This window comes from Stenotrophomonas sp. GL_101, assembly GCF_057835675.1.
The window spans coordinates 2,080,928-2,100,426 of sequence record NZ_CM174432.1; the positions used below are offsets into that span (position 1 = coordinate 2,080,928).

Sequence of the window (19,499 nt, forward strand, 5' to 3'; positions counted from 1 at the left end):
ATGCAAAGGCCGTGCCTGAATGGTGTCCGCGTCGGTTGCCGGAAATTTGACGGGCGGGTGCGGCGCGCACGCGGGCCATTCAACGGGCGACGGCAGCTGGCAGGTGCGTCTTCGATTGGGTGCGACGCGCGCGTCCGGGGCCCCTTGGCGGCCGGCAGGCCCTTGTGCAAATGTCCCCCGGCCGACGCCTGCGGCGACGACCTCCTCCTTTATTTTGCCAAGGACCTGCCGGCCGCCAAGGGGCGCGGCTTGTGGTGGGTAAATGCGGTATCCATGCGTGGTGTGGATCTACTGGCCGCCAGCGGTCCATGCACGCCCCTGCGGGGTAGGTCACCACCGTTGGTGGTGACGCCGGAGAAGGTAGGTCACCACCGTTGGTGGTGACGCTTACGCGTACGTATCCACCAGCCCGCGCTGGCGCATCAGCTGCGCGGGCGATAGGGTGATCTCGCTCAGCGCCGGTTCGCCGTCGCCGCCTGCGTGGCCGGCCTGGCCGCTGCCGGCCTTGCCGTCCTGCGCGGTGTGCTGCTGGCCGACATCGGCGTTGCCGAGCTGGAAGCCCTGTTCGCCGAGCATGTCACGCAGGCGCGGCATGTTTGCTTCCAGCGCGTGGCGCACCTCGGCGTGGGCGCTGCTGAAGCTGGCGTGCACCTTGTCGCCGTCGATCTGCAGGCGCACCTCGATCTGGCCCAGGTCATGCGGGGTCACCCGGATCACCGCGTGGCCGATCTTCTGGTCGGCCAGCCAGCCGATACGCGCGCTCATGGCATCGCCGAAGTCCTCGGCGCCCACGTCCGGGGTGGCCGTTGGGCTGCCGGTGAACGCGGCAGTCACCGCGGCGCTTTTGAGCTCGGCAGCGGCGTGCAGCGCATGCAGCAGCGGCGTGGCCGGAGCGTCGCCGCCGTCGGTGTTGGCCAGGGCATCGGTGACCAGCTTGAGCATCGGTGCGTCGTCGGCCACCGGCACATCGGCCGGCAGCGCGATGGCGCCAGCCGGTTCGGCGCTGGCAGCGGTGGCCGGCGCTGCCAGCGGCGCGGTCGGCGATGCCGTGGCCGGGGCCAGCAACGGATCGGCGCTGGCCAGCGGGGCGGTCACCACCGGCGTCGCGGCGGGGGGGAGGAGTGGCACCCCGGCCAAGGCCAACCCGGCCAGGCCGAGTGGAGGCCACGGCGCGCTGTCGTTGTCGTCGCCGGTGTCGGCGGCGTCCGTTGCCGCGGGCGGGGTGCTGCCCGCGGCGGTGCCAGTGCCGGCGTCGACAGCTTCATCGGAGGCGGGGCGCTTGGCAGAATCGGCGGCGGCGCCCGGGTCTGGAACGGTACCGGTACCGGATTTGGCAGCGGCGTCGGTCGCGCCCGCCTTGCCAGCCGGCCGTGCGGGGACTTTGACGGCAGGTGCGGTGTCGCCTTTGAGCAGGGCGTCAAAGTCCTGGCGACTGCTGCCGGGTGTGTCGGTGCGCGCGGTGCCGCCGGTGTTCTTGCTGGTGCTGGCAGCACTGCTGCCCGGCAATGCGGGGGGCATCACGCGGTGCCCCCGGTGTCGGCATCTTCGCGCCGCGCCTGACGGCTGCGACGCGCGCCGATGTCATCCATGTCACGTTGGTCGCGGCGGTCGGTCACCACTTTCTCCTGTGCGCGGTAGCTGGCGGCCAGTTGCTCCAGCACGGCCTTGTCGCGGCTGGCCAGGATCAGGCGCGCGCGTTCGGCTTCGACCTTTTCGCGGTTGCTGTCCACGGTCTGGCACTGCTGGGCCACGGCGCTGTCCAACCGGTCCAGGAAGGCGCGTCGATTGAGCAGCTGGGCCGGGCTGGTGGCGGCCATCTGTGCGTTGGCGTACTCGTCGGCGTAGCGGCGCAGTTCGTCCAGCCGCGACAGGTGGGTGTCGAGCGTGCGCTGGCGTTCGGCCAGGTCGCGTGCCACCTCGTCTTCGTGGTCCTGGGCCCGCTTGAGCAGGGGGTCGATGCGCTTGGATTGGGTCATGGCTTAGCTCTCTGGTTCCACCAGGCGCTTGAGCGCGGCCTGGCTGTGCGGCAGGTCGGCGGCCTTGCCGACGTCCTGGCCGAGGAATTCAACGATGTCCGACCAGCGTTCCAGCGCTTCGTCGGTGGCCGGGTCATTGCCGCGCTGATACGCGCCGATGGCGATCAGGTCGCGGTTGGCCGAGTACGCCGAGACCAGTCGCTTGAGCTTGCGGATACGCAGGCGCCACGGTTCGTCGGCGATTTCAGTGACCACGCGGCTGACCGAGGATTCGACGTCGATGGCCGGGTACAGGCCGCTGTCGGCCACCCGGCGCGAGAGCAGGATGTGGCCATCGAGAATGGCGCGGGCGGCATCGGCGATGGGGTCCTGGGGATCGTCGCCTTCGGTGAGTACGGTGTAGAACGCGGTGATCGAGCCTCGGCCCTTGGTGCCGTTGCCGGCGCGTTCCACCAGCGCCGGCAGCTTGGCGAACACCGACGGCGGGTAGCCGCGGGTGGTGGGCGGCTCGCCCACCGACAGGCCGATCTCGCGCTGGGCCTGGGCAAAGCGGGTCAGTGAGTCCATCAGCAGCAGGACATTCAGGCCCTGGTCGCGGAACCACTCGGCAATGGCGGTAGCGCGGTAGGCACCGTGCAGGCGCGCCAGCGGCGGGCGGTCGGCCGGGCAGGCCACCACCACCGCGCGGCGCAGGCCTTCCTCGCCCAGCGTGCTTTCAACGAAATCGCGCACTTCGCGGCCACGTTCACCGATCAGGCCGACCACGATCACATCGGCAGCGGTGTAGCGGGTCATCATGCCCAGCAGCGTGGATTTGCCCACGCCCGAGCCGGCGAACAGGCCCACGCGCTGGCCACGGCCGATCGGCAGCAGCGCGTTGATCGCGCGTACGCCCACATCCAGCGGTTGGGTGATCGGCTCGCGGGCGAGCGGGTTGATCGACACGCCGGCCATGCCGACCGTGTCTTCGGCGCGGATCGGGCCCTTGCCATCCAGGGGTATGCCATCGCTGTCGATGACCCGGCCGAGCAGGCCTTCGCCCACTTCCACGCCGCCGCGCCCGAGCACGGGAATGACCCGCGCATTGGGCAGCAGGCCATGCAGTTCGGCGCTGGGCATCAGGTAGGTGCGTTCACCGGCAAAGCCGACCACTTCGGCATCCACCCAGCCGCCATCGGCCACTTCCACCTTGCAGCTGGCGCCCATCGGCGATTCGCAACCGACCGCTTCCAGGGTCAGCCCGACCGCGCGGCGCAGCACGCCTTCGCGGATCAGGCCACGGCCATGCGCGCCATCGGGCTGGATGCCGTCCAGGCGCGCGGCCAGGCGCAGGTTGCGCGCGGCGGCCCAGTCGGCGGCGGGAAGTGGGACGGTCTCGGTGGTCATGGGGTGGCTCCGGACCTGCGCAGTACCGCGTCCAGCGCACCGCGCAGGCGCGCTTCCAGGCTGCCGTCGATGCGCACGGTTTCGGCGTGTACGCGCAGGTCGCCGCGGCTCAGGCTGAGGTCGGCGCTCAGGCGCTGGTTCGGCGAGAGCTGCAGCAGTGGCGTCAGCGCGGCGATGTCGTCCGGATGCAGGCGCACTTCGACTTCGCGGTTGGCACCGCCCACGGCATCCACCGCCTCATCCAGCAACTGCGCCAGCAAGGCCGGGTCGGCCTGGTAGGCACGGCCGACCAGGGTGCCGGCGATACGTACCGCCAGTTCGCCGAGCGCGGCCACCACTTCGTTCTCCAGCCGCACCAGCGGCCGGCTGAAATTGTCCAGGATGCCTTCGATCTGCGCGATCAGGCGGCGGACTTCGGCCTGGCCCTGGGCGTGTCCGTCGGCATGGCCACGCTCGAAACCTTCCTTCTCGGCGTCATCCTGGATCTGCTGGATCTCCTCCAGGGTCGGCGGTTGCAGCACCGGCTCCGGTTCGTGTTCCAGGTCGGCTTCGGTGAGTTCAAAGGGGTCTTCGGGCAGCGGTTCGGGCACCGCCAGCAGGTCCGGGGCAAGCCAGCGCACGGCGTTGTTCACAGCATCGCCTCCGCGTTGCCGCCAATGGTGACGGTGCCTTCATCGGCCATGCGCTTGACGATGGCGAGGATTTCGCGCTGCGCCACTTCCACGTCGGACAGGCGCACCGGGCCACGGGCTTCCATGTCTTCCAGCAGGATTTCGGCGGCACGCTGGGACATGTTGCGGGTGATCTTGTCGCGCACCTTGATGTCCGCGCCGCGCAGGGCCAGGCCGAGGCGTTCGCCACTGACTTCACGCAGCACCAGCTGCAGTTCGCGGTCGTCCAGGTCGACCAGGTCGTCGAACACGAACATCAGGTCCTGGATGCGGCCGCTCAACGGCGCATCGATGCGCGCGATCTCGCCCAGGATGGCCTGGTCCTGGCCGCTGTCCATGAAGTTGAGGATGTTGGCCGCGCACTGCACGCCGCCGATGTTGGACGACTTCAGGTTCTGGTTGCCGGCGAACTGGCGCTCCATGATTTCGTTGAGCTCGTTCAGTGCGTTCGGCGGAATGCCGTCCAGCGTGGCGATGCGCAGCAGCACGTCGACGCGGGTGCGATCAGGCAGCAGCTTGAGCGCTTCGGCGGCCTGGTCGGTTTCCAGATGGGCCATGACGATCGCGATGATCTGCGGGTGCTCGTTGCGGACCAGGTCGGCCACCGCGCGCGGGTCCATCCACTTCAGCGCGTCCAGGCCGGTGGTGTTGCGGCCCAGCAGGATGCGGTCGATCAGGCTGCCGGCCTTTTCGGTGCCCAGCGCCTGCACCAGCATGTTGCGGATGTAGTCGTCCGAACCCACGCCCAGCGAGGTCTTGGAGCCCAGCTCGACGCCGAACTGGTCCATGACCCGCTCGACCTGCTCGCGGGTGATGTCGGTCATGGTAGCCATGGCGATGCCGATCTTCTGCACTTCCTTGGGTTCCATGTGGCGCAGCACTTCGGCCGCGTCCAGTTCGCCCAGCGAGAGCAGCAGCACGGCGGCGCGCTGCACGCCGGTGAGTGGCGCGTGGGTGGTGTCAATCATTGGCCACCCAGCCCTTGACCACCTGGGCCACGCGCTTGGAATCGGTCTTTACAGCTTCACGCGCCATGCGCAGTCGTTCCTCGTAGGAGTCCACCGGCAATGCCAGTTGTTCATGTGCGGCAGCCCCGATGCGTTCGCTGCCCAGTACCGGCAGGCCCTCGCCATCGTCCACCAGCTGCACGTCGGCACTGTGCGGTTCGAGGGCGTCATCGCGGCCTTTCCGGTTCTGGCCGGTGATCGAGCGCAGCGCCGGGCGCAGCACGCCGAACACCAGGGCCAGCACCACGATCGCACCGAGCAGCAGCCTCAGGCCGTCCTGCACCTGCGGCAGTTCCCACCACTTGGGGCCTTCCACCGGGGTGACTTCGCGCACGAACGGGGCGTTCATCACCGACACGGTGTCGCCACGTTCGGCATCGAAGCCGACGGCCTGTTTGATCAGCGCTTCAACGCGGGTCAGTTCGGCGGCCGAGAGCGCTTGTTCGGTGGTCTTGCCGTTGGCGCCGGCGCGCGGCACGTTGTCTACCAGCACCGCCACCGAGACCCGCTTGATGCGGCCGGCCGGCTGGCGGGTGTGCTGCAGGGTGCGGTCCAGCTCGTAGTTGCGGGTGGCATTCTTGGACGATTCGGTCGGTGCCTGCGCGGTAGCGGGGGCGGCGGCCGGGCCCGGCGGGGTGTTGCTGGCGGCACCGGGCACGCCCTGGGGGCCGGGCACGCTGCTGCTGTTTTCGCTCATCTGCTCGCTGCGCAGTTTCTGCGGCTCGCCGTTGTACAGCTCGCGGGCTTCTTCGACGACCGAGAAGTCCATGTCCACGCTGGTTTCGGGATTGACGCGGCCCGGGCCGGTCATCGGTTCGAGCAGTTCGCGGATGCGTTGGTTGAACGAGGTTTCCTGGCGGCGCACCTGTTCAAACTGCGCGGCATTCATCGCCGCTTCGCTGTTCGGGTCGGACACGCTGAGCATGCGCCCGCTCTGGTCGACAACGGTGACACGCTCGGGGGCAAGGTCAGGGATGCTGGCGGCGACCATATGCACGATGGCATCGATCTGGCCGCGTTCAAGCTGCTGGCCGCCACGCAGTTCCAGCACCACCGAGGCGCTGGCGACGTCGCGCTGGCGGGTGAAGGCGCTGGGCTTGGGAATGGCCAGGTGCACGCGCGAATCGCGCACCGGGCGCAGGGTGTTGATGGTGCGCGACAGTTCGGTTTCCAGCGAGTGCTGGTAGCGCGCGTTCTCCATGAACTGGCTGACGCCAAAGCCGGGGTCGCGCTCCATCAGTTCAAAGCCGAGCCGGCCGCTGTCGGTGAGGCCCGAGCCGGCAAGCTTGAGGCGGGCGTCGTGCAGGTTCTTCTCCGGCACGGTGATGCCGCCGGTGGCCGGGTCCAGTTCAAAGGGAATCTGCGCGGTGCGCAGCAGGTCCGTGGCTTCGGCGGTGGCCTTCTGGTCCAGGCCGGTATACAGCGGGACCATGCCGGGTTTCTGCGACCAGAAGAACACGAACAGGCCTGCCGCGACGGCCACGGCGATCATCGCCATCAGTCCGAGCCGACGGGTGATCTGCAGGCTTTGCAGCCGGTCGAACCACTGGCCCGCCTTTTCGGCGTTCAGGGATTCTTTGGAGAGCGACAGGGCCATGCGTTTCTATCCTTACAGCGGCATGTTCATCACGTCCTGGTAAGCCTGGACGAGACGGTTGCGGACTTCCACGGTGGCGCGGAAGGCGATCTGGGACTGCTGCGAGGCGACCATGACTTTGGCCAGGTCGGCACCGGGTTCACCGAGCTCGAAGGCTTTGGCCAACGCGCCGGATTTCTGCTGCGCCTGGTTGACGCCGGCGATGGCGCTGCGCAGGGTGTCGGTGAAGCTGGGGCCCTGCACTTCGGCAGGGGACACCAGGCCCTGGATGGCAGTGCTCTTCGGCGCTTCCAACAGCGGGCTGACAGCAGGCTGCCCGATCTGGGTCTGGAACGAGCGGATCTGGGAAAGGACAGAGGTGACGGAATGGGACATCTGGAACGTTCCGAAGCTGGGAGGGGGTTTCGGGTGAATACGTTGCAAGCGCCGTGCCGAAACGGCTGAGTGGTTCAGTGTTGTCGATGGCACAGGGGCTTGCCGGTTCACGCGGCGGCGCACGTCGCCGCGCGGGCCGGGAGCGCGCGACGGAATATCGCTGCGGCGTTTTGACGCGCTGCGGATACGGGCGGGCGGGCGACGGAAAACTGGCGCAGCGCGGACATGTCTGGTTCTGCAGCGCAGCGTCGGACGATGGCAGGATCAACGTCACCACCAACGGTGGTGACCTACCGGGTACCGCAAGCCGAGCCCCTTGGCGGCCGGCAGGCCCTTGGCAAAATAAAGGGTTCATCGCGGAATAGCGTGGAGCTTTTGCCGGCTCCCGTTACCCTTGAAGCCTGAAATCAGGGCCTCAGGGGTCAGGTCATGCTGGATCGGAAGACGATTGAGAGGCTGGGTGGCTGGGAAGGCTACCGGGTGGAGCGGATCGCCTGGCCGGAAGGCGACAGCCGGACCGTCACTATCTACCTCAAACCCACGGCCCGCACGATGCATTGCGAGCACTGCGGGAGCCGATGCCGGCAAGTGCACGAGACGACGGTGCGCCGGGTACGCGATCTGCCCCTGATGGCATTGCGCGTTGCGCTGGTGGTGCCGCGACGGCGCGTCTGGTGCCCCCAGTGCGCTGGGCCGCGCCTGGAGAAGTTGAGCTGGCTTGGCCGCTACCAGCGGGTCACTGACCGGCTGGCCGAAGCGGTCAGCCAGTTGCTGGTATCCAGCAATATCCTGGCCGTGGCACGCTTTTTCCAGTTGGGCTGGCATACGGTCAAGGCACTGGATAAAGCCTTGTTGCGTGAGTCTGTCCAAGCCCCGGACTGGAGCCAGATCCACTACCTGGCGATGGACGAATTTGCGCTGCACAAGGGTCACCGCTATGCAACGGTCGTGGTGGATCCGATCAGTCGCCAGGTACTTTGGCTGGGCAACGGGCGCTCCCGCGATACGGCGCGTGCCTTTTTTGAGCAGCTTCCCCCGGGCGTTTCCGAGCAATTGCGCGCCGTGGCGATCGACATGACGACGGCCTATGAAGTGGAGATCCGGGCCAACTGTCCCAATGCCGAGATCGTCTTCGACTTGTTCCATGTGGTGGCCAAGTACGGTCGCGAAGTGATCGACCGGGTTCGCGTGGACCAGGCCAACAAGCTCCGGCACGACAAGCCTGCGCGCCGTGTCATCAAATCCAGCCGATGGCTGCTACTGCGCAATCGCAGCAACCTGGACCGGCATCAGACGGTGCGGCTGGATGAGCTGCTGGAAGCAAATCAACCGCTCCTCACCACCTATCTGATGCGTGATGAGCTCAAGCGACTGTGGTTTTACCGCCATCCCGGATGGGCCAGGAAGGCTTGGAACCAGTGGCTGGAGCAGGCCCAGCGCAGCGGAATCGCCGCCTTGGCGCTGTTTGCACAACGGCTCAAAGCCTATCTGCATGGGATCGTGTCGCGTTGCCGACACCGCCTCAATACCAGCATCGTCGAAGGCATCAACAACACCATCAAGGTCATCAAACGCCGGGCCTACGGCTATCGGGATCAGGAGTACTTCTTCCTGAAAATCCGTGCAGCGTTCCCCGGTATTCCGCGATGAACCAAATAAAGGAGGAGGACGCCGCCGCAGGCGTCGGCCGGGGGACATTTGCACAAGGGCCTGCCGGCCGCCAAGGGGCCCGGACGCTCGCGGAATGGTTGAGCGAAGACACCGTAGCTACCACCCGCCAGGAACCAGGACGCAGCGTAGGGCGATGGAGGGAGAAGCGTCACCACCAACGGTGGTGACCTACCTTCTAGGGTTTCAGCGTCCAACGGCCGGCGTTCTGACGGCGGGTCGGGGCGATCGGGCCGTCGTGCTGGGTGTAGACGAACATGCCTTCGGTGTCGGTCAGGCAGGTGAGCAGCAGGGTGTAGGCCGTAGTACCACCGGGATATGCCTCGCGCATCTGGATTTCAGCGAGGTGCGGGGCGTGGCGCTGGTAGTGGTAGCTGCCCTGCACGCTGATCGCAGTGCCCAGGATGTCCAGCAGGTAGTGATCGGCCGCGAAACGCACCGCCACCATCCGCCCGGCATTGGGATTGCCGGGGTGGTAGTGCGGGTCGCTGAGATTGGTGAACTGGCGCGCGTCCAACGACGCGGGCAGCCTGCAGGCCGGCGCGGCAATGGCGGCAGGGGGAAGCAGGGCAAGGCTGAGCAGCACGGGGAGCAGGCGCATCGGACACCTCGGGTGGGAAGTGCGTTTGATGCTAGTCAGCGCTGCGCGCGTGTCTGTAGGAAACGATGCAAATTGTCGCGGTGGATTGTCCGCGTTGGGGGTTGCCGGGCCGGGCAGAGGCTGCCGGGCAGAGCCCGGCACTACGGGGGATGGCGGGGCGGCCTTACCCGGCCAGTTCCGCATGTTCGCGTTCGATACCGTACTTGCGCAGCTTTTCCACCAGCGTGGTGCGGCGCAGTCCGAGCAGCTGGGCGGCATGGGCCACCACGCCCTGGGTGCGTTCGAGCGCTTCGTTGATCAGGTTCAATTCGATGCTGGCCATGTGGTTGCGCAAGTCCAGGCCGGCATCGGGCAGGGCCGGCGCGCGGGTGACCGGACCGATGCCGTTTTCCAGCGCCGGGCTGCTGCCCGGGGTGGGGGTGTGAAAGGAGAAACTGCGCAGGTCAAGACGCTCGTCGGCCGGTGCGGCCGGCATCGCCACCGCGGCAGGCGCCACGACCGCGAAGTCGCCGCGATAGCGGGCCGGCAGGTCCTGCACGCGGACGTTGCCACCGGGATGCAGCACCGCCAGGCGTTCGACCAGGTTGGTCAGTTCACGCACGTTGCCGGGCCACTCGTAAGTGGCCAGGGCCTGCAGCGCTTCGCCACTGAAGCGCACTTCACCGCGGCCGGTGCGGGCCAGCTGGTCGGCAATGGTGACCACCAGCGCGGGCAGGTCTTCGCTGCGCTCGCGCAATGCCGGCACGTCAATGGGGAACACGTTGAGGCGGTAGAACAGGTCCTCGCGGAACTTGCCGTCGGCAATCCGCGATTCCAGGTCGCGATGGGTCGCGGCGATGACGCGGACGTTGCAGCGGATGGTCTGGTTGCCACCGACGCGCTCGAAGCTGCGCTCCTGCAGCACGCGCAGCAGCTTGACCTGCATGGGCAGGCTCATGTCGCCGATTTCGTCGAGCAGCAGGGTGCCGCCTTCGGCCATCTCAAAGCGGCCCTTGCGGGCACTGAGTGCGCCGGTGAAGGCGCCCTTTTCGTGACCGAACAGTTCGCTTTCGAGCAGGTCGGCCGGGATCGCGCCGCAGTTGATCGCCACGAACGGACCATCCCGTCGCGGCGAGCGCTGGTGGATCGAGCGCGATACCACTTCCTTGCCCGTGCCCGATTCGCCCAGCACCAACACGGTGGTGTCGAACGCGGCCACCTGGTCGATCATCAGGCGCAGCGCACTGACCGCAGCGCCATCGCCGGTGGGGCCCTGTTCCTGCTCGGCACCGGCCTGGTGCTCGGCATCCAGGCGCTTGAGGCTGGCGCGGCGCAGCAACGCTTCCATCTGGGCATGCCGGAGCGGTGCTTCCAGCGGCCATACATTGGCTTCGTGCAGGCCATGCAGCCGGGCGAAAGCGCTGGCATCGCCGTCGATCAGCATCACCGGTGGCGGCAGCGAACCCTTGCCGGCCCAGGCAAACAGCGCCTCACTGCGCGCGCCCGGGTCGAGGCTGCCGATGATGACCGCCATCCAGTCGTTGGAGCGGTGGCGGCTGATGTCCAGGTCGGCCGCATCGGCTACCCAGCGCGGGTTGAAGTCCATGAATTCGAGCAGGGCGACGGTGCGCTCGGCACGCACGGCGTCGTTGTCCAGTACCAGGATGCGCGACTCACTCATGATCCATTCCCCTTCAGGCCTTCCAGGATCGGCATGACTTCCTGGATGTAGGACAGCTTGCTGACGAAGTTGTCGGCGCCGGCGCGCAGCGCGTGTTCCCGATGTTCGACGTCATCGAAGTGGCTGGCGATGACGATGTACGGTGCGTCGTCCTGCGACTTGATCAGGCGCGTGGCCTGCAGCCCGCCCATTTCCGGCATGGCCAGGTCCATCAACACCACCTGCGGGCGCAGCGCTTCGGAGCGCTCGATGGCTTCCAGGCCGTTGGCGGCGCTGCCGATCACGTCCAGCCAGTCGACCTTGCGGAAGTGGCGCATGGCGGCGTTGATGAAACCTTCGTGGTCATCGACCAGCAGGACGGTGAGCTTGTTCATGTCTTCCATTTCCTTCAGCCCACCCGGGCCAATAGCGGGGTGCGGGCATTGCCGCGGCGGCGTTCGCGGGCCGGGGCGATGTCCAGTTGTTCACGGTATTTTGCAACGGTACGGCGGGCAATGTTGACGCCCTGGCGCGACAGCAGCCCGGCGATGGCTTCATCGGCCAGCGGCCGGCCAGCCGGCTCGGCGTCGATCAGGCGGCGGACCATGGCCTTGACCGCCTGGCCGGAGACGCTGGCGCCTTCCAGCCGGACTGCGAAGAAGTGCTTCAGCTCCAGGGTGCCGCGTGGGGTCTGCAGGTACTTGCCGGTGGTGATGCGCGAGACGGTGGACTCGTGCATGCCGATCGCGTCGGCCACTTCCTTCAGGGTGAGCGGGGCCATCGCTTCTTCGCCCCGGGTCAGGAACCCGGCCTGGCGTTCGATGATCACCCGGGTGGTGCGCAGCAGCGTGTCATAGCGCATGGACAGGCCACGCGTCAGCCAGCGGGCTTCCTGCAGCATGTCGCGCAGCGGCTGGGCGGACTCGCCGGCGTCGGCCAGGGCACTTTCGTAGCCGGGGTTGATGCTCAGGCGGCGGCTGGTGGCCGGGTTCAGCGCCACCCGCCACTGGTGGTCCGCATGCCAGGCGATCACGTCGGGAATGACCACGCCGTTGTCATGCGGGCGCAGGCTGTCGCCCGGCCTGGGCTGCAGCGACAGGATCAGCCGCACGGCTTCGTGGATGTCGGCCACCTCGGCGTCGAGCTGGCTCGCCAGTGCGGGGTAATCATGCATGGCCAGCGCGGCCAGGTCGTGGTCGAGCACGCGCTGGGCCAGGTGGCGGGCCGGCACGCGGCCGGGCAGGGCGCGCAGCTGCACGCTCAGGCATTCGTGCAGGTCCTGTGCGGCCAGGCCGGCGGGGTCGCCATGCAGGATCTGCTGGCGTACCGCCTCTACTCCGCTGGCATCCACGTCGCAGCGCGCACTGGCCAGCAGCTGCAGTTGTGCCAGCGGTGCATCCAGGTAGCCGGCATCATCGCAATGCTCCAGCCAGAAGCTGGCCACGCCCAGTGCACGGGCATCCATCTCCAACGCCAGGCGCTGCAGGGCACGCAGCTGCGGGTCACTGGATTCGTCAGCGGCGATGCGCTGCATGCGGTCGTCGTCGCCGTCCTGCCAGCTGGCGCCGGGCACGTCCCACATGGCGCTTTCGGGCAGCTCGTCGAAGGCGGCCACTTCCTGGACGGTGGTGGTATCGCCGGTCTCGTCGGCGGGTGCGTCGGGGGCCTCGTCGATTTCGAGCAGCGGATTGGTATCCAGTGCGCGGCGGATTTCCAGTTCCAGCTGCATGCCGTCCAGTTGCAGCAGCCGGATCGACTGCAGCAATTGTGGCGTGAGGTGTAGCTGTTGACCCAGCTGGGTCGACATCGTCGGCTTCATTGCGATTTCCCCGTCGACACCGACTCCCCGGTGCGATCTGGAACACATCTTGCTTCTGATTACCCGAGACGGAAATCAGGGGGTTCCTGAGCGGGGTCGTTAATTTCCTGACACCTCGTCAGGAAAATCCCTACATCGATTCGGAATTTTGACGCTTCTGGCCGCCAAGTCCCTGTGTTTCCGGGGCTGCCGTGGCGGCGGGGCGTTCAAAATCCTGACAGCGCATTGCCTGAAGGCTTCAGGGTGTCGGGGAACCGTCGCCGGTTACTCCAGCTCGTGCTGGTGGCGCGCCGCCAGCAGCAGCAGGTCGTTGGCGCGGCGGCAGCCGAGCGACTCCATCATCCGCGCGCGGTGGGTTTCCACCGTCTTGACGCTGATGCCCAGGTCGGCGGCGATTTCCTTGTTGCTTTCGCCGCGGCCGATCTGGCGCAGGATTTCGCGCTGGCGCGGGGACAGGGCAGCCACGCCGACGGGTTTTTCCTTGCCCAGCATCGGTGCCAGCATCTTGGCCGAGATCTGCGGGCTCAGGAACACCTGGCCGGCATGCGCCGCGCGCAGGGCCAGTTCCAGTTCCTGCGGGGCGGCATCCTTGACCACGAAGCCGACCGCGCCTCGGTCCAGTGCATCGCGCACGTGCACCGCATCGTCGTGCATGGTCATCATCACCACGCGGGTGCCCGGTGCACGCAGCAGGATGTCGGTCAGCGCTTCCAGGCCGGTGCGACCGGGCAGCGACAGGTCCATCAGGATCACATCCGGGCTGTGCTGGAGCGCCAGCTGCAGCGCCTGTTCGGCGTTGCTGGCCTCGGCGGCCACTTCCACGTCGGCAAAGCCCTGGAGCAGGCGACTGAGGCCGGCGCGGACCAGGGTGTGATCGTCGACGATGAGAACGCGCACAGGCAGGAAAGATGTGAAGGGGAAGGCGCCACCTTAACGGAGTGGCGCGCTACCGCCAAGCCGAATCCGTCACGGTACCGCCGACTGACGGTCGGCAGCGCGTGGGTCACATCGCGATCAGGAGTCGATCGGACGCCGATCGGCCAGCCGTGCCTGGGCGATCTGGCGCCGGTGCAGGCGGAACAGATGGCGTTCCAGGGCCATTTCCAGCGCATCGCTCATCGGCTCGAAACGAAGCCAGAGGAAGTGAGCGCCGGCACCGGTGGCGGCTTCGGCCACCACCGCGACCGGCAGGTCGATGTGATCGGGCAGCCAGTCGCATGGTTGCAGGCGAATCACCCCCAGGCTGCCCGCAGCGGCGCCGCTGCGGGCGCCCTGTTCCAGGCGGATGCCGCGCCGCGACCAGCGCAACGGGCGCAGATCAAGGTCCTGCGTGCTCTGCCGGACCAGTCGGCCCAGCAGCACCATGGTCAGGTCCAGCTTGGCTTCCAGGCGCTGCAGCTGGGTACTGGACTCGCCACGCTCGTCGTGGCCGTCGTCGCTGCGCGCGTCTTCCACCAGGGCCACGCTGCGCAGCAGGGTCTCGGCAATGCCGGGGCGGATCACCGTGCTGCCCAGGCGGAACTCGGCAGGCAAGGCGACTTCGCAGCTCAGCGTTTCATCGAACAGCTCGCTTTCGGCCGGGTGATGGATGGCGCTGGGGCGCGTGTCGTTCATGCCAGCGATTCCGCAGTCAGGTAGGCGTGGGCGGCGCGGTGGGCGTTGACGCCGTTGCGCAGGTGGCGGCCGGCTTCGTCGCGCTGGCTCATCATCATGACCATGACGCGTTGCTGGCGGCCCTCCAGCGCGCTCAGCCCGGGGACGTCTTCCAGTGCGCCCGGCTGGGCCAGGAACCGCCCCTGGTTGACGTGCAGGGTGTCCAGGCAGGTGCTGGCCTGCTGGTGATCCTCAGCCAGCAGTGCCGCTTCCAGCAGGTCCAGTTCGGCGTTGAGGTCGGCCAGCGAAAGCAGGGTGGCGGCCATTACAGTGCAGCCTGCGCGGGGACGCGTTGGTCGCGCGGGATGGCATTCCAGGCGGCGTCGATTTCGCCCAGCAGCTCCAGCGATTCGCGCAGGGCCTCCGGGTCGTTGTGCAGGTTGGCTTCGGTCAACCGCTGCATCACATAGTCGTACAGCGCCGACAGATTGCCGGCGATTTCACCGCCGGCCTCGTGGTCGAGCGAGCCATTGAGGTGGCCGACGATCGCGCAGACTTCGCCGATCGCCTTGCCCTTGCGCGCCTGGTCGCCGCCTTCAAGGCAGGCCTGGGCCAGCCGCACGCGCTCCAGCGCACCGGCCAGCAGCAGCGCCACCAGCTTGTGCGGGTCGGCGTCGGTGATCGAACTCTGCACGCCGACCTTGCGGTACTGCTCGGTGAACTGACGGTTTGAACCGTACATCAATCTTGTCTCCTTCGTGCAGGGCCGCATGCCTTGCGAGGTCTGCGGCACCGGGTGGAGTGCTGCGTCGGTACCAGTATCGGCAGCGTGCGCGTGCAACTTGAGCAGGCATGCGCTGGTGCAGGGATCAACCACTCAACTGCGACAACTGGCTGCTCAGGCTGGTCATGGTCTGGCTCATCTTGCTCATCAACGCATCCAGCGCGAGGAACTGTTTCTTGTATCGCTCTTCCACACCGGTCATGCGCACATCCAGTGCCTTGCGGCGCTTGTCGATGTCGGTCAGGGTGGCGTTGATGCTCTTGGTGCGCGACACAAACGCGCCTTCCTTGCCCACGGCAGTGCTGGTGTAGCCCTCCACCATGGCAAACAGCTTGGCGGCCGCGCCGTCATCGCCAGTGAAGGCCTCGCGCACCGCACCGGCCTGGTTGGTCAACGCCGCTTCGAACTTGGTGGCATCCAGCACCAGGCTGCCGTCGGCATTGGGATAGGCGCGGGTCTGCAGCCCCAGCTTCTTGGGATCCAGGCCGGCGGCGGAAAGGTCCTTGAGCACGCCACTCATCATCGAGCGCAGCTGGCTGGACGCGCCGCGCATCTGCGCGTCACCGGTCAGCGAGGAGGGCTCCTTGTTCTCGATGTCGTACTTGGTAGCCGTGTTGATCGCCGAGATGGCACCGTTGTAGGCGGTGACGAAATCCTGCATCACTTTGCGTGCCGCGGCGATATCGGTACTTACCGTGATCGTGCTGTCACCGACCTTCTTCAGGTTCAGGGTCAGGCCGGGAACCACGTCGGTCACGGTGTTCTCGCTGGACACCACCTCGACCCCGTCGATGGTCAACTTGGCATCGGCGGCCGGGGTGCGCTCGGACAGGCTGGCGGCCAGTGCGGTCAGGTCCGCGTTGCCGCTGCCGGCGCTGAGCTTGAGCGTGTTGGCGGTGCCGGCCTTTTCCTGCGAGATCGACAGGAACTGGTTGTCGCCCGAAGCGATCAGGGTGGACTGCACGCCCAGGCTGCGCCCGGCCTTCTCGATCTTGGTGCGGATCGAGCTCAACGTGTCATCGGCCTCGACCTGGATTTCCAGCGACTTTTTCTTGTCGCCCACGCCCACGTCCAGCGTCAGCGTTCCGGCACCGAAGGTCTTGGTGTTGGGCACCGAGGTGTCGGCGATCCACTTGTTGGCCGTGGCCAGCTGGGTGACATTGACCACGTGGTTGCCGGTGGCCGCCGCGTTGGTGCTGCTGACGGTCAGGATGTCGTCGGTGCCGCTCTTGGAGGCGCTGACGATGCGGGCATCGAAGGCGGTGGAGGCCTTGAGCGTCTTCAGTGCGGTGTTGAGCACGTCGAATGCGGACTTCACCGTGCCCACGGCCGACAGCTGCATCTTGGCCTTGGACTGCTGCAGGTTCAGCGCATTGTCTGCAGGCTTGCGGTCGGCCGCGACCAGGCTGGCCACCATGCCGGAAATATCCAGTCCCGAACCGATGCCGCCGTAACCAAAGTCAGCCACGTTGTTTCTCCTGTCTATGAGCCGCCGCGGGAGGCCGCGTGGCCGTGCTGTCAACGAATGTAGCGGCCGTAGCCGCCGGGTCTTTAGAACCACGTTGATGCAGGAGTTGTGCCAGAGGCCTGGCGCGGAGGAATGGCACGCGCTTTGCAGGGGATCTCAGGGCTGGACGCAGTGCAGGTCCGGCCGGTGGTCGGTAAAAAACCCTCCTCCAATGTAGAGGAGGGCTCAGGCTACTGAAAAGCGGGGGGAGACGAAGCCACCCGGGATGTTCAGTCAAACTAACAGCGCTGATAACAGTTCTGCCGCAGGGGCGGGCCATGGCCACGGGGGTCTGGCTGCCGGGAGAGAGTCCGGCCCATGGCCATGGCCCGTTCCTGCGCGGGGTTTGAACGGATGTTGCGGGGTTTGCCCGCGCCGCCGGCAATGGCCGGCGGCGTGGACGCGTGGATCAGCGCAGCAGGCTGAGCACGTTCTGAGGCACCTGGTTGGCCTGGGCCAGCATGGCCGTACCGGCCTGCTGCAGGATCTGGGTGCGGGTCAGTTCTGCGGTTTCCTTGGCAAAATCGGTATCGCGGATACGGCTGCGCGAGGCCGACAGGTTCTCCGTGGAGGTCTGCAGGTTGGCCACCACCGAGGTGAAGCGGTTCTGGATGGCGCCGAGGTCGGCACGGGTGTTGTTGATCGCACCCAGCGCCTTGTCGACGATTTCCAGCGCCTGCTGCGCACCCTTGACGGTGGAGACGTTGATCGCATCGGCGAACTGCTTGGTGCCCAGGGTGACGGTGCCGGCACCGGCCACGTCGGTCGAGAAGACCGTGGCAACGCCGTCCTTGTCGACACTGTCCTTGACCGAGGTCAGGGTCACCGCACCGGCCGCATCGGCTTCGGCGTAGACGCCGGTTTCACCGATCTTGGCGTTGATGTGGGTCGCCAGCGCCTTGCCGGCGGCCACTTCGTTCTCGGCGCCGGTGCCGACGCTCTTCACGTCCAGCTTGTCGAACTTGACTTCGGTGCCCTTGCTGTCGGTGATGCTGAACGCGGTAATGGCCACGTCGGTATCAGCGGCGCCGGTCACCTTGGCAACGGTGGCGGTGGCGAACTGCGCGCCGCCCAGTGCGTTGGTCTTGGCATCCACCACCTTGTCGATGGCAATGGCCTGGCCGGCGTTGGCGCCGACCTGGAACAGCTGGCTGGAGAATGAGCCGTCCAGCAGCTTGGTGCCGTTGAAGTCGGACTGCTTGGCGACGCGGTCGATTTCGCTGACCAGCTGGGTCACTTCGGCCTGCAGGGCCTTGCGGTCGCTGGCCGAGTTGGTGGCGTTGGAGGCCTGCACCGACAGTTCACGGACGCGCTGCAGGTTGTTGCCGATTTCAGTCAGCGAACCTTCGGCGACCTGGGCCAGCGAGATGCCGTCGTTGGCGTTGCGGATGGCCACGTCGGTGCCGCGGATCTGGGTGCCGAAGCGCTCGGAGATCGCCAGGCCGGCCGCATCGTCCTTGGCGCTGTTGATGCGCGAGCCCGACGACAGGCGCTGGATGGTGGTGGCCAGGGAGCTGCCGCTGGTGCTCAGGTTGCGCTGGGCATTCAACGACATCGTGTTGGTGTTGATGACTTGTGCCATGGGGTTTCCTTCAGGCGTGCTTGGAGCATGGTGCGATGGAAGCGGCGCCGGTCGCCCGGCGCCTTCGGATCAAACGCGATCAGCGCAGCAGGCTGAGTACGTTCTGAGGCACCTGGTTGGCCTGGGCCAGCATGGCCGTACCGGCCTGCTGCAGGATCTGGGTGCGGGTCAGTTCTGCGGTTTCCTTGGCAAAATCGGTATCGCGGATGCGGCTGCGCGAGGCCGACAGGTTCTCCGTGGAGGTCTGCAGGTTGGCCACCACCGAGGTGAAGCGGTTCTGGATGGCGCCGAGGTCGGCACGGGTGTTGTTGATCGAACCCAGCGCCTTGTCGACGATTTCCAGCGCCTGCTGCGCGCCCAGCACCGAGCTGACGTCCAGCTTCTGCGCATTGGCGTCGGTGGCGGTGCCGGCGGTGTACACGCTGGTGGCCGCGGCGGTGCTCCAGTCGCTGGTGGCCGACTGGTAGTTGCTGCGGGTCAGGGCGACGTCGGCGGCAACCACCGCCTTGCCTTCCTTGACCGAGGACAGCTTCAGGGTGCCGTCGTCGTTGGCTTCGGCGTAGATGCCGGCTTCGCCGATCTTGCCGTTGATCGCGGTGGCGATCGCCTTGGCGGCGTCACCGACGCTGGCGCCGCTCTTGACCTCGACCGTGCCGATGTCAACGCCCATCACCGTACCGCTGAAGCGTGCATCGGCAGCCACTGCGGCAACCGCGGCGGTGGCGCCGCTGGCGAAGGTGCTGGTGCCCAGCGAGCCGACGCGGGCGTCGACCACCTTGTCGATGGCGATGGCCTGGCCGGCGTTGGCGCCGACCTGGAACAGCTGGCTGGAGAACGAGCCGTCCAGCAGCTTGGTGCCGTTGAAGTCGGACTGCTTGGCAACGCGGTCGATTTCACTGACCAGCTGGGTCACTTCGGCCTGCAGGGCCTTGCGGTCGCTGGCCGAGTTGGTGGCGTTGGAGGCCTGCACGGCCAGTTCACGGACGCGCTGCAGGTTGTTGCCGATTTCAGTCAGCGAGCCTTCGGCGACCTGGGCGAGCGAGATGCCGTCGTTGGCATTGCGGATGGCCACGTCGGTGCCGCGGATCTGGGTGCCGAAGCGCTCGGAGATCGCCAGGCCGGCCGCATCGTCCTTGGCGCTGTTGATGCGCGAGCCCGACGACAGGCGCTGGATGGTGGTGGCCAGGGAGCTGCCGCTGGTGCTCAGGTTGCGCTGGGCATTCAACGACATCGTGTTGGTGTTGATGACTTGTGCCATGGGAGTTCCTTCAGGCGTGGGTGGAGCGCGGTAGTT

The 19,499-nt window shown here is 67.0% G+C and carries 19 protein-coding genes; 1 reads left to right on the forward strand and 18 read right to left on the reverse strand.

What is annotated here, in order from left to right; all coding sequences use genetic code 11:
* Nucleotides 1-387: 387 nt before the first annotated feature.
* The 7 genes from AC3IR9_RS09320 to fliE are packed head-to-tail and all read right to left on the reverse strand — an operon-like array spanning nucleotide 388 to nucleotide 7,012.
* Nucleotides 388-1,518: a flagellar hook-length control protein FliK gene (locus AC3IR9_RS09320; RefSeq protein ID WP_489295771.1), complete on the reverse strand. Its 1,131-nt coding sequence runs from the start codon at nucleotides 1,516-1,518 to the stop codon at nucleotides 388-390.
* Nucleotides 1,518-1,976, reverse strand: coding sequence for a flagellar export protein FliJ (gene fliJ, locus AC3IR9_RS09325; protein ID WP_489295452.1), 459 nt, complete (start codon nucleotides 1,974-1,976; stop codon nucleotides 1,518-1,520). The genes AC3IR9_RS09320 and fliJ overlap by 1 nt, the downstream gene beginning before the upstream one ends.
* A 3-nt stretch (nucleotides 1,977-1,979) precedes the next feature.
* Nucleotides 1,980-3,362 carry a FliI/YscN family ATPase gene (locus AC3IR9_RS09330; RefSeq protein ID WP_489295453.1) on the reverse strand — a complete coding sequence of 461 codons (1,383 nt, stop codon included), beginning with the start codon at nucleotides 3,360-3,362 and terminating at the stop codon, nucleotides 1,980-1,982.
* Nucleotides 3,359-3,994, reverse strand: a complete 636-nt coding sequence (locus AC3IR9_RS09335) for a FliH/SctL family protein (protein WP_489295454.1) — start codon at nucleotides 3,992-3,994, stop codon at nucleotides 3,359-3,361. The genes AC3IR9_RS09330 and AC3IR9_RS09335 overlap by 4 nt, the downstream gene beginning before the upstream one ends.
* The gene (gene fliG, locus AC3IR9_RS09340) at nucleotides 3,991-5,001 is read right to left on the reverse strand and encodes a flagellar motor switch protein FliG (RefSeq protein WP_489295455.1); all 1,011 of its coding nucleotides are present in this window, start codon (nucleotides 4,999-5,001) and stop codon (nucleotides 3,991-3,993) included. The genes AC3IR9_RS09335 and fliG overlap by 4 nt, the downstream gene beginning before the upstream one ends.
* On the reverse strand, nucleotides 4,994-6,637 hold the full coding sequence (gene fliF, locus AC3IR9_RS09345; RefSeq protein WP_489295456.1) for a flagellar basal-body MS-ring/collar protein FliF: 1,644 nt from the start codon (nucleotides 6,635-6,637) through the stop codon (nucleotides 4,994-4,996). Before fliF ends, fliG begins: the two co-directional genes overlap by 8 nt.
* Nucleotides 6,638-6,649: 12 nt before the next feature.
* On the reverse strand, nucleotides 6,650-7,012 hold the full coding sequence (fliE, locus tag AC3IR9_RS09350; RefSeq protein WP_489295457.1) for a flagellar hook-basal body complex protein FliE: 363 nt from the start codon (nucleotides 7,010-7,012) through the stop codon (nucleotides 6,650-6,652).
* Nucleotides 7,013-7,441: 429 nt separating this feature from the next.
* Between fliE and AC3IR9_RS09355 the strand changes: the two genes are divergently transcribed.
* Complete coding sequence (locus tag AC3IR9_RS09355) at nucleotides 7,442-8,662, forward strand: ISL3 family transposase (RefSeq protein WP_489291085.1); 1,221 nt, start codon at nucleotides 7,442-7,444, stop codon at nucleotides 8,660-8,662.
* Between the two features lie 196 nt (nucleotides 8,663-8,858).
* On the opposite strand, the gene AC3IR9_RS09360 is transcribed toward AC3IR9_RS09355, so the two are convergent.
* The 11 genes from AC3IR9_RS09360 to AC3IR9_RS09410 all read right to left on the reverse strand — a co-directional run bounded on the left by AC3IR9_RS09360 (nucleotide 8,859) and on the right by AC3IR9_RS09410 (nucleotide 19,463).
* Nucleotides 8,859-9,281, reverse strand: a complete 423-nt coding sequence (locus tag AC3IR9_RS09360) for a hypothetical protein (protein WP_489295458.1) — start codon at nucleotides 9,279-9,281, stop codon at nucleotides 8,859-8,861.
* A gap of 163 nt (nucleotides 9,282-9,444) precedes the next feature.
* The gene (locus AC3IR9_RS09365; protein ID WP_489295459.1) at nucleotides 9,445-10,941 is read right to left on the reverse strand and encodes a sigma-54 dependent transcriptional regulator; all 1,497 of its coding nucleotides are present in this window, start codon (nucleotides 10,939-10,941) and stop codon (nucleotides 9,445-9,447) included.
* A complete protein-coding gene (locus AC3IR9_RS09370; protein ID WP_489295460.1) occupies nucleotides 10,938-11,315 on the reverse strand; it encodes a response regulator in 378 nt (125 codons plus the stop codon). Before AC3IR9_RS09370 ends, AC3IR9_RS09365 begins: the two co-directional genes overlap by 4 nt.
* A 14-nt stretch (nucleotides 11,316-11,329) precedes the next feature.
* Nucleotides 11,330-12,739 (reverse strand): RNA polymerase factor sigma-54, encoded by a 1,410-nt coding sequence (rpoN, locus tag AC3IR9_RS09375; RefSeq protein WP_489295461.1) that lies wholly within the window; start codon nucleotides 12,737-12,739, stop codon nucleotides 11,330-11,332.
* A 264-nt stretch (nucleotides 12,740-13,003) separates the two neighbouring features.
* Nucleotides 13,004-13,636, reverse strand: coding sequence for a response regulator (locus tag AC3IR9_RS09380; protein WP_489295462.1), 633 nt, complete (start codon nucleotides 13,634-13,636; stop codon nucleotides 13,004-13,006).
* 117 nt (nucleotides 13,637-13,753) lie between these two features.
* Nucleotides 13,754-14,353, reverse strand: a complete 600-nt coding sequence (locus AC3IR9_RS09385) for a PilZ domain-containing protein (RefSeq protein WP_489295463.1) — start codon at nucleotides 14,351-14,353, stop codon at nucleotides 13,754-13,756.
* Nucleotides 14,350-14,658 (reverse strand): hypothetical protein, encoded by a 309-nt coding sequence (locus AC3IR9_RS09390; protein WP_489295464.1) that lies wholly within the window; start codon nucleotides 14,656-14,658, stop codon nucleotides 14,350-14,352. Before AC3IR9_RS09390 ends, AC3IR9_RS09385 begins: the two co-directional genes overlap by 4 nt.
* On the reverse strand, nucleotides 14,658-15,074 hold the full coding sequence (gene fliS / locus AC3IR9_RS09395; protein WP_489295465.1) for a flagellar export chaperone FliS: 417 nt from the start codon (nucleotides 15,072-15,074) through the stop codon (nucleotides 14,658-14,660). Before fliS ends, AC3IR9_RS09390 begins: the two co-directional genes overlap by 1 nt.
* A gap of 127 nt (nucleotides 15,075-15,201) precedes the next feature.
* On the reverse strand, nucleotides 15,202-16,584 hold the full coding sequence (gene fliD / locus AC3IR9_RS09400) for a flagellar filament capping protein FliD (protein ID WP_489295466.1): 1,383 nt from the start codon (nucleotides 16,582-16,584) through the stop codon (nucleotides 15,202-15,204).
* Nucleotides 16,585-17,032: 448 nt separating this feature from the next.
* Nucleotides 17,033-18,205: a flagellin gene (locus tag AC3IR9_RS09405; protein WP_489295467.1), complete on the reverse strand. Its 1,173-nt coding sequence runs from the start codon at nucleotides 18,203-18,205 to the stop codon at nucleotides 17,033-17,035.
* A gap of 79 nt (nucleotides 18,206-18,284) precedes the next feature.
* On the reverse strand, nucleotides 18,285-19,463 hold the full coding sequence (locus AC3IR9_RS09410) for a flagellin (protein WP_489295468.1): 1,179 nt from the start codon (nucleotides 19,461-19,463) through the stop codon (nucleotides 18,285-18,287).
* Between the last annotated feature and the right edge of the window lie 36 nt (nucleotides 19,464-19,499).

Coding starts and splice junctions, on each gene's coding strand:
- AC3IR9_RS09385 (WP_489295463.1), bottom strand. CDS start 14,353: ATGAACGACACGCGCCCCAGCGCCATCCATCACCCGGCCGAAAGCGAG.
- fliE (WP_489295457.1), bottom strand. CDS start 7,012: ATGTCCCATTCCGTCACCTCTGTCCTTTCCCAGATCCGCTCGTTCCAG.
- fliJ (WP_489295452.1), bottom strand. CDS start 1,976: ATGACCCAATCCAAGCGCATCGACCCCCTGCTCAAGCGGGCCCAGGAC.
- AC3IR9_RS09370 (WP_489295460.1), bottom strand. CDS start 11,315: ATGAACAAGCTCACCGTCCTGCTGGTCGATGACCACGAAGGTTTCATC.
- fliS (WP_489295465.1), bottom strand. CDS start 15,074: ATGTACGGTTCAAACCGTCAGTTCACCGAGCAGTACCGCAAGGTCGGC.
- AC3IR9_RS09410 (WP_489295468.1), bottom strand. CDS start 19,463: ATGGCACAAGTCATCAACACCAACACGATGTCGTTGAATGCCCAGCGC.
- AC3IR9_RS09355 (WP_489291085.1), top strand. CDS start 7,442: ATGCTGGATCGGAAGACGATTGAGAGGCTGGGTGGCTGGGAAGGCTAC.
- fliF (WP_489295456.1), bottom strand. CDS start 6,637: ATGGCCCTGTCGCTCTCCAAAGAATCCCTGAACGCCGAAAAGGCGGGC.
- fliG (WP_489295455.1), bottom strand. CDS start 5,001: ATGATTGACACCACCCACGCGCCACTCACCGGCGTGCAGCGCGCCGCC.
- AC3IR9_RS09330 (WP_489295453.1), bottom strand. CDS start 3,362: ATGACCACCGAGACCGTCCCACTTCCCGCCGCCGACTGGGCCGCCGCG.
- AC3IR9_RS09360 (WP_489295458.1), bottom strand. CDS start 9,281: ATGCGCCTGCTCCCCGTGCTGCTCAGCCTTGCCCTGCTTCCCCCTGCC.
- AC3IR9_RS09365 (WP_489295459.1), bottom strand. CDS start 10,941: ATGAGTGAGTCGCGCATCCTGGTACTGGACAACGACGCCGTGCGTGCC.
- AC3IR9_RS09390 (WP_489295464.1), bottom strand. CDS start 14,658: ATGGCCGCCACCCTGCTTTCGCTGGCCGACCTCAACGCCGAACTGGAC.
- rpoN (WP_489295461.1), bottom strand. CDS start 12,739: ATGAAGCCGACGATGTCGACCCAGCTGGGTCAACAGCTACACCTCACG.
- AC3IR9_RS09320 (WP_489295771.1), bottom strand. CDS start 1,518: ATGCCCCCCGCATTGCCGGGCAGCAGTGCTGCCAGCACCAGCAAGAAC.
- AC3IR9_RS09405 (WP_489295467.1), bottom strand. CDS start 18,205: ATGGCACAAGTCATCAACACCAACACGATGTCGTTGAATGCCCAGCGC.